Here is a 7,739-nt window from a genome sequence, read left to right on the forward strand (position 1 = left end):
GAGCAGGTCTTCGATGCAGAAAAAGCCGAAGCCGCCGCCGCCAAGATCGGGTCCGGCGAGCTGACGCTGGAGGATTTCCTCGAGCAGATGCTGGCGATCCGCAAGATGGGCCCGATCGGCAATCTGCTGGGGATGCTGCCCGGTGCAGGGCAGATGAAAGAGGCGCTGGCCGCTGTCGACGACAAACAACTCGACCGGCTGCAGGCGATCATCCGCGGCATGACGCCGCAGGAGCGCGCCGATCCGAAGATCATCAATGCCTCGCGACGACTCCGCATCGCCAACGGCTCCGGTGTCACGGTGTCGGAGGTCAACAGCCTGGTCGACCGGTTCTTCGAGGCCCGCAAGATGATGTCCTCAATGGTGGGCAGCATGGGCATACCCGGCTTGGGACGAAAGTCAGCGACCCGCAAAAACGCAAAAGGCAAGGGCGGCAAGGGAAAAAAGGGCAAAAAGCGCGGCCCGACACCGCCCCGGGCCCGCGGGCCGCTCGGGGCGGGAATGCAAGGCATGCCGGCCGGATTCCCCGATCTGTCGCAGATGCCCGAAGGCCTCAACGAGCTGCCGCCGGGGCTGGCCGACTTCGACCTGTCCAAGCTGAAGTTTCGGGGCAAGGGGTAGCCGCACGGTGCGCCTGCACGTGCGGGGTCTGGGGCTGCCCAACGAGGAACTTGTCGAGCTGTGGATCGTCGACGGCCGGATCACCCGTGAACCCGTCTCCGGCGCTGACACGGTTTTCGACGGTGGCTGGATTCTGCCCGGATTGGTCGACGCCCACTGCCACGTCGGCCTGGGGGAACACGGCGGCGCCATCGAGATCGACGAAGCGATCGCCCAGGCCGAGACCGAACGCGAGGCGGGCGCGCTGCTTTTGCGTGACTGCGGCTCGCCGACCGACACCCGCAGTCTCGATGACCGCGACGATCTGCCGCGCATCATTCGCGCCGGACGGCATCTGGCCAAACCCAAGCGGTATTCGCCCGGCTTGGCGATTGACATCGAAGACGAGTCGCAGCTGCCCGACTTGGTGGCCGAGCAGGCCCGCCGCGGCGACGGCTGGGTGAAGCTAGTCGGCGACTGGATCGACCGCGAGGTAGGCGATTTGGCCCCGCTGTGGTCCGACGAAGTGCTCAAGACGGCGATCGACGTTGCGCATGACCACGGCGCACGGGTCACCGCCCATGTCTTCGGCGCCGAGGCGATGCCCGGGCTGATCAACGCTGGGATCGATTGCATCGAACACGGCACCGGGCTCACCGACGACATCATTGAGCTGATGGTCGAGCACGGCACCGCCTTGGTGCCCACCCTGATCAACATCGAAAACTTCCCCGGCATCGCCGATTCCGCGACCCGCTACCCGAAATACGCCGCCCATATGCGGGACCTGTATGCGAAGTGCTATCCGCGGATGGCCGCGGCCCGGGACGCCGGCATCCCGGTGTATGCCGGCACCGACGCCGGCAGCATGGTCGCCCACGGGCGGATCGCCGACGAGATCGAGGCGCTCAAGGGCATCGGGATGAGCCCGGGCGAGGCGTTGGGTGCGGCATGTTGGGATGCGCGTCGTTGGCTGGGTCGACGAGGCCTGGACCACGGCGCTTCCGCAGATCTGTTGTGCTACAACGACGATCCACGGCTGGGCCCGGCGGTGCTGAATCGGCCCGACCGGGTGATCCTGCGCGGGCGGGCGTTCTGACTATGCCGATCCCCGAGTTCGTTCTCGAGCTTCGTCGGCACGTCGGGCAGGTGCTCTTGTGGTTGCCGGGTGCGACCGCTGTGGTCATCCGCGACCAGCAGGTCCTGCTGATCAAACGCTCCGATAACCTGGCCTGGGCCCCGGTCACCGGCATCGTCGACCCCGGCGAGAACCCGGCAGACTGTGCCGTCCGAGAAGTGTTGGAAGAGACCGGTATCCATGTGATTGTCCGGCGATTGGCCTTGGTGTCGGTGTCCCGTCCGATAGTTCACGCTAATGGCGATCATGCTCAATACCTGGATCTCGTGTTTCGCATGGACTGGGTGAGCGGAGAACCGTTCCCCGCAGACGATGAAAGCCTCGAGGCGCGTTGGGTTGATCTCGCTGAGCTGCCGGAGATGTCCGCCGACTTGCGGCGCCGGGTCGATGTCGCGAGTGATGACAATCTCAGTGCGCCCGCAGTTTTCGATGTGGACCATGAGCGATGACATACACGATCGACCAGCTGGCGGAGTTCGTGGTCAGGGCCGACCAGTCTGATCTGGTCGGTCATGTCCTGCCGACGCTGAAACGCAACGTTCTCGACAGCATTGCGTGCGCGCTCGGCGCCCTCGACGGAGAAGCGATCCCCGGCATCCGCGCCCACGCGGAACAGTTCAGCAGTCATCCGACAGCAACGTTCGTCGGCGGTGGACGCGCGTCAGTCGATCAGGCCGCCTTCTTCAACGCGCTGCTGGTGCGCTACCCCGATCTGCTCGACACCTATCTGACGCCCGGCGGTTTGTGTCATCCGGCCGACAACTTCGGGGCAGTCTTTGCCGTCGCTGAGCATGTTGACGCGAGCGGAGCAGACTTTCTGCTGGCCCTCGCGATTGCCTACGAGATCCAATGCCGGTTCAGCGCAACGGTTCCCGTTATGGGGCGCGGCCTCAACCACGCGCTGCAGCTGGCCATGTCGGCGGCCGCGGGCTCGGCAAAGTTGCTCGGGCTCGACGCCGCCCAGACCGGCGACGCCATCGCCGCCTCCGCCGCGGACAACGTGTCGCTCGCCGCCGTGCACGCGGAGCCCGTTTCCACCTGGAAAGGCATCTCGCCGGCCATCACCGGGATGCGGGCCGTGTACGCCACAATGCTTGCTGGCCGCGGAATCACCGGCCCCAGAGCACTTTTCGAAGGACCCAACGGCCTCGAGCGGTTATTCGACCAGCCGATCGACTTGCGCCCATCCGACCGGTCGCTGGCCGCCGTCGAACAGACCTACCTCAAGCAATACTGCGCCTTGATTCACGGTCAGGTAATCATCGACGCGACGCTGGCGCTTCGCGACGAGCACGGTGTTACCGGCGCCGACGTCGCGATGGTGACGCTCGAGGTCTTTGAGGGCGCGTTCGACATCGCCGGCGGGGGACAGTATGGCAATAAGGACCACCCGTCGACCAAGGAGCAGGCGGATTACAACCTCAAATATCTTTCTGCCGTCGCGCTGCTGGACGGTCAGGTCGGCCCCGAGCAGCTCGAGACCGATCGCGTGCGGCGCAGCGACGTGCAGGAGCTGTTGGCGCGGGTGCAGGTCAACGCCGCGCCTGACCTGACCGCGTCCTACCCCGAACGCACTGGGGCCCGCGTGCGCATCGTTCTCAACGACGGCCGCGAACTGCGCCGCGCGCAGTCCGACTTCGAAGGGTCGCCGACGCGACCGATGTCGTGGGACCGGGTCGCGGAAAAGCTGCACTGGCTGGGCGAACCGTTTGCCGACGCGGCGCTGCGCGCCGAGATCATCGACGCCGTGTGGCGCCTCGACGCCCTCCCGATCGCCGAGCTCGCGAGGCTGCTCGGCGCAGTCAGCCCCGAACCGCAGCGACCGCGAACCCGGGGACGGTTTTAACGGCAGGCTAGAAAAAGATTGCGAGTACTCACTATCTATGCTACGTTCGTTCCACCCCGACGATGTGGAGGACGACAGTGACCTACGACGTGATCATTCGCAACGGCTTGTGGTTCGACGGCACCGGCAGCGCGCCGCTGACCCGCACATTGGGCATTCGCGACGGCGTCGTTGCCGAGGTATCCGCCGGGCCGCTGGACGAGACCGGCTGCCCCGAGGTGATCGACGCGAAGGGCAAGTGGGTCACGCCCGGTTTCGTCGACGTACACACCCACTACGACGCCGAGGTGCTACTCGATCCCGGATTACGCGAGTCGGTGCGCCACGGTGTCACCACGGTGTTGCTCGGCATGTGCTCACTGTCGACGGTCTACGCCGACGCCGACGACGCCGCGGATCTGTTCAGCCGAGTCGAGGCGGTGCCGCGCAAATTCGTCTTAGGCGCGCTGGAGGCCAACAAGACCTGGTCGACACCCGCGGAATACGTTGCGAAGATCGACAGCCTGCCGCTCGGTCCCAATGTGGGTTCGCTCCTTGGTCATTCGGATTTGCGCACAGCTGTGCTGGGCCTTGACCGCGCCACAGACAAGGACGTCCGACCCACCGACGCCGAACTCGATCGCATGGCGGCATTGCTCGACCAGGCGCTGGAGGCAGGAATGCTCGGCATGTCCGGGATGGACGCCGCAATCGACAAGCTCGACGGCGACCGTTTCCGTTCCCGCGCGCTGCCATCCACATTCGCGACCTGGCGCGAGCGCCGCAAGCTGATCAAAGTATTACGTAAACGTGGCCGGATCCTTCAAAGCGCCCCCAACGTGGCCAAAGCCGAGTCAGGGCTGCTGTTCTTCCTGTCCAGCAGCCCAATGTTCGGGCGCCGCAAGAGCGTTCGCATGAGCCTTCTGGTGTCCGCCGACGCGAAGTCGATGCCATTAGGCGTACACCTATTCGGTCCCGGCACCCGGCTGCTCAACTTCTTGCTGCGCTCTAAAGTACGCTTCCAGCATCTGCCGGTCCCGTTCGAGTTGTATTCCGATGGAATCGATTTACCGGTATTCGAAGAGTTCGGCGCGGGCACCGCGGCGCTGCATCTGCGTGATCAATTGGAGCGCAACACGTTGCTGGCCGACAAGGAATACCGTCGCAGGTTCCGCCGTCAGTTCGATCGCAGAAAACTCGGACCTTCGTTGTGGCACCGCGACTTTCACGATGCAGTCATCGTCGAATGCCCCAACAAGTCGTTGATCGGCAAGAGTTTCGGCGCGATCGCCGACGAGCGAGGGCTGCACCCGCTCGACACGTTCCTCGATGTCCTCGTCGAAAACGGTGAGCGCAACGTCCGCTGGACCACAATCGTTGCCAATCACCGGCCCAAGCAGCTCAACAAGTTGGCCGCCGAGCCGACCATCCACATGGGCTTCTCCGACGCCGGGGCGCACCTGCGCAATATGGCCTTCTACAACTTTTCGCTGCGGTTGCTCAAGCGCGTGCTGGAGGCCGACCGGAACGGCAAGCCGTTCCTGTCCATCGAACGTGCGGTGCATCGACTGACCGGCGAAGTGGCCGAATGGTTCGGGCTCGACGCCGGCACCCTGCGCAAGGGCGACCGCGCCGACTTCGTGGTGATCGACCCGGCCGGCCTGGACGATTCGGTCGACGCCTACCACGAGGAGAAGGTTCCGTTCTACGGCGACCTGAGCCGCATGGTCAACCGCAACGACGCGGCCGTGGTGGCCACCGGCGTCAACGGCGCAATCGTGTTCCGTCACGGCCAGTTCCGCGACGGCTATGGCGAGACGGCGAAGTCGGGCCGCTATCTGCGGGCCGCTGCGGGCCACCGACAGCCCGCCATGGCGGGTACGCGAACCTGATATGGCCAGGACGCAGCAGCAGCGCCGCGAAGAGACCGTCGCCCGACTGATCGAAGCCTGCATCAAGACGATCATCGAAGTCGGGTATGCCCGCGCATCCGCGGCGGTGATCACCAAGCGCGCCGGGGTGTCGGTTGGGGCTCTGTTCCGTCACTTCGACACCATGGGCGATTTCATGGCCGCCACCGCACAAGAGGTGGGGCGCCGCCAGCTGGACTCCGCCATTAAACAGCTAGCTGAAATACCGGCCGACGCACCGGCTTTGGAGACGGCGCTGGGCATTGTGCGCGATCTGACCATCAACTCCACCAACGCCGTGCTGTACGAACTCCTGATCGCCGCGCGCACGGACGAGAAACTCAACAGCGCGCTGCGGGATGTGCTTGAGGACTACACCGCAAAGATCTATGATGCCGCACGCGCATTACCCGGCGCGGAGGGCTTGCCGGACGAGACCTTCCCGGTCCTGTTTGCTCTAGTGGCGAACAGTTTCGACGGCGCGGCGATTTTTCGACCGGTGCTGCCGCAGCCGGAGATCGAGGCGCGGCGCGTTTCGCTGTTCGTGTCCCTGCTGAGCGGAGTTGGCCTACCGGCGTGAGCGTTTCAGCTGTCGGTGAGTTTGCCGACGGCGTCGTCCAATGTGCGGCACAGCGTCATCATCTCGTTGATCCCGAGCAAAGTGAGCGGCCGGTGGGTGGTCGGCCCGTCGGCAACCACGCAGAACGGGGTCGACTCCCCGAGGGTGTCGCGGGTTTTCATCAGCACGCTGATCCCGGCTGAACCGAGGAAATCGACTTTCGAAAGGTCGACAATCAGGCCGTTCGGCTTTTTTGCAAGCGCGGAGTCGAGCGACTCGGCCAACCCCGGGGCAGTGAGCATGTCGACGCTGCCGCTCACCGATACCACGACCAGCCCGTCGACCAACGACTCGTGAGCGTTGAAGTCGTCTTTGTCAGACTGTGGAGGCGAACCGGGCGCGGCGGGTTGGTTCTCGGCCATCGTTGATCTTCTCCTTGCGGGCATCTGCGCGCTTGCACACGACGCAGACGGGTTTGTCAATGGCTGTCGACTCAACCGATAAATAGCGTCGACGCATGTCGACACCATGCCGCGAAAGCCCATATTGGGCAAGTGCAAAATAGGGCAACTGCTTAATGGAATGCAAACGGCATAGGCAGACTAGCAAAGCTTAGCGCGTGTCGTCGGGGAGCTACAAAACGCCGACCGCTGATTGAGGGTTGAGGGCGAAACCCCAGTCGAGCAGGCTGCCGGCCTGGTCCCAGTAGGTCGGCCCGCCCTCGCGCACCAGCCCGTACATCATGGCGATGACCAGGCGGCGGCCGCCGCGACCAGCCGCGCCGACGAACGTTTTGCGCGCCGCGTCGGTGAAACCGGTCTTGCCGCCGATAGCCCCCGGATAACGCTGTAGCAGCTCGTCCTGGTTGGCGATCGGCTGATCGCCGTGATCGCCGGGAAACACCGCCGACGGCTCGGCGGTGATCTGGGCGAACACCGGATTGGCCATCGCGGCCCGGAAGATGACGGCCAGGTCGTGCGCCGTCGACCAGCCCGAGCCCCCCGGTCCATCCAGGCCGGACGGGGTGGAGGCGTGCGTATTGACGGCGCCCAGCGACGCGGCTTTGGCGTCCATCTTGGCGACGGCGGCATCGGGTCCGCCCAGCATGTGCGCCAGTGTGTTGGCGGCGTCGTTGCCCGACACCAGCAGCAGGCCGTCGAGCAGTTGGCGCGCGGTATAGCTGCGGCCGGCTTTCACCCCCACACAGTTGCACTCGACGTGGCTGTCGGCCTCGTCGGCGACCACGGTGGAGTCCAGGCTCAGCTCGTCGAGGGCCACCAGGGCCAACAGCACTTTGATCGTGCTGGCGGGTGGGTGCCGCACGTTCTCGTCCCGCTCGGCCAGTACCTGGCCGGAATCGAGATCGGCGACCAGCCAGGTCTGCGCCGGGCCGTCGGGGATTGGTACCGAGCCAACCGGCTGCACACCGGCGTCGGCTCGCGCCGTCGCACCGCCACCGATGAACGCCAGGACAGCCGCGATTGCGGCGAGGAATGCCCGCATGCCCGGTGAGTTTAACGGCCCGATCCGCTCGTCGTCGCCACTGCGGTGTTGAATCGACCCATGTTGAGCCAGGCCGAAATCTCTGACCGGTTGGAAATTCAGCAGCTGCTGGTGGATTACTCCACCGCCATCGATCTGCGCCAATTCGACGACCTCGACGCGGTCTTCACGCCCGACGCGTACATCGACTACACGGCCCTCGGG

8 protein-coding genes and 2 pseudogenes are annotated in these 7,739 nt (G+C 65.0%); 7 read left to right on the plus strand and 3 right to left on the minus strand.

Translation table 11 applies throughout. The annotated features are described in order from the left end of the window. The 6 genes and pseudogenes from WB785_RS18720 to WB785_RS18745 form a co-directional block, all read left to right on the plus strand. Positions 1-621 (plus strand): annotated as a pseudogene (locus tag WB785_RS18720) (signal recognition particle protein); the annotation flags it as partial. A gap of 7 nt (positions 622-628) precedes the next feature. Then, positions 629-1,699 (plus strand): amidohydrolase family protein, encoded by a 1,071-nt coding sequence (locus WB785_RS18725; protein WP_424080791.1) that lies wholly within the window; start codon positions 629-631, stop codon positions 1,697-1,699. A gap of 2 nt (positions 1,700-1,701) precedes the next feature. Beyond that, the gene (locus WB785_RS18730) at positions 1,702-2,187 is read left to right on the plus strand and encodes an NUDIX hydrolase (protein ID WP_424080792.1); all 486 of its coding nucleotides are present in this window, start codon (positions 1,702-1,704) and stop codon (positions 2,185-2,187) included. Further along, the gene (locus WB785_RS18735) at positions 2,184-3,584 is read left to right on the plus strand and encodes an MmgE/PrpD family protein (RefSeq protein WP_424080793.1); all 1,401 of its coding nucleotides are present in this window, start codon (positions 2,184-2,186) and stop codon (positions 3,582-3,584) included. Before WB785_RS18730 ends, WB785_RS18735 begins: the two co-directional genes overlap by 4 nt. 62 nt (positions 3,585-3,646) lie before the next feature. Beyond that, positions 3,647-5,455 carry an N-acyl-D-amino-acid deacylase family protein gene (locus WB785_RS18740; RefSeq protein ID WP_424080794.1) on the plus strand — a complete coding sequence of 603 codons (1,809 nt, stop codon included), beginning with the start codon at positions 3,647-3,649 and terminating at the stop codon, positions 5,453-5,455. A 1-nt stretch (position 5,456) separates the two neighbouring features. Next, on the plus strand, positions 5,457-6,053 hold the full coding sequence (locus WB785_RS18745; protein WP_424080795.1) for a TetR family transcriptional regulator: 597 nt from the start codon (positions 5,457-5,459) through the stop codon (positions 6,051-6,053). Positions 6,054-6,058: 5 nt separating this feature from the next. Here the strand turns inward: WB785_RS18745 and WB785_RS18750 are convergent, their stop codons facing one another. The 3 genes and pseudogenes from WB785_RS18750 to WB785_RS18760 all read right to left on the minus strand — a co-directional run bounded on the left by WB785_RS18750 (position 6,059) and on the right by WB785_RS18760 (position 7,535). After that, on the minus strand, positions 6,059-6,454 hold the full coding sequence (locus WB785_RS18750) for an STAS domain-containing protein (protein WP_424080796.1): 396 nt from the start codon (positions 6,452-6,454) through the stop codon (positions 6,059-6,061). Between the two features lie 71 nt (positions 6,455-6,525). Further along, a pseudogene (locus tag WB785_RS18755) lies at positions 6,526-6,594 on the minus strand (SWIM zinc finger family protein); the annotation flags it as partial. Positions 6,595-6,665: 71 nt separating this feature from the next. Then, complete coding sequence (locus WB785_RS18760; protein ID WP_424080797.1) at positions 6,666-7,535, minus strand: D-alanyl-D-alanine carboxypeptidase family protein; 870 nt, start codon at positions 7,533-7,535, stop codon at positions 6,666-6,668. 60 nt (positions 7,536-7,595) lie between these two features. Here WB785_RS18760 and WB785_RS18765 point away from each other — a divergent pair. Further along, the coding region (locus WB785_RS18765) for a nuclear transport factor 2 family protein (protein WP_424080798.1) at positions 7,596-7,739 on the plus strand (144 nt) is incomplete at its 3' end.

Source organism: Mycobacterium sp., assembly GCF_049585075.1.
GTDB lineage: Bacteria > Actinomycetota > Actinomycetes > Mycobacteriales > Mycobacteriaceae > Mycobacterium.

Bases quoted from the DNA above. Each gene is read 5' to 3' on its own strand.
- WB785_RS18745 (WP_424080795.1), top strand. From the start codon at position 5,457: ATGGCCAGGACGCAGCAGCAGCGCCGCGAAGAGACCGTCGCCCGACTG.
- WB785_RS18750 (WP_424080796.1), bottom strand. From the start codon at position 6,454: ATGGCCGAGAACCAACCCGCCGCGCCCGGTTCGCCTCCACAGTCTGAC.
- WB785_RS18735 (WP_424080793.1), top strand. From the start codon at position 2,184: ATGACATACACGATCGACCAGCTGGCGGAGTTCGTGGTCAGGGCCGAC.
- WB785_RS18730 (WP_424080792.1), top strand. From the start codon at position 1,702: ATGCCGATCCCCGAGTTCGTTCTCGAGCTTCGTCGGCACGTCGGGCAG.
- WB785_RS18760 (WP_424080797.1), bottom strand. From the start codon at position 7,535: ATGCGGGCATTCCTCGCCGCAATCGCGGCTGTCCTGGCGTTCATCGGT.
- WB785_RS18740 (WP_424080794.1), top strand. From the start codon at position 3,647: ATGTGGAGGACGACAGTGACCTACGACGTGATCATTCGCAACGGCTTG.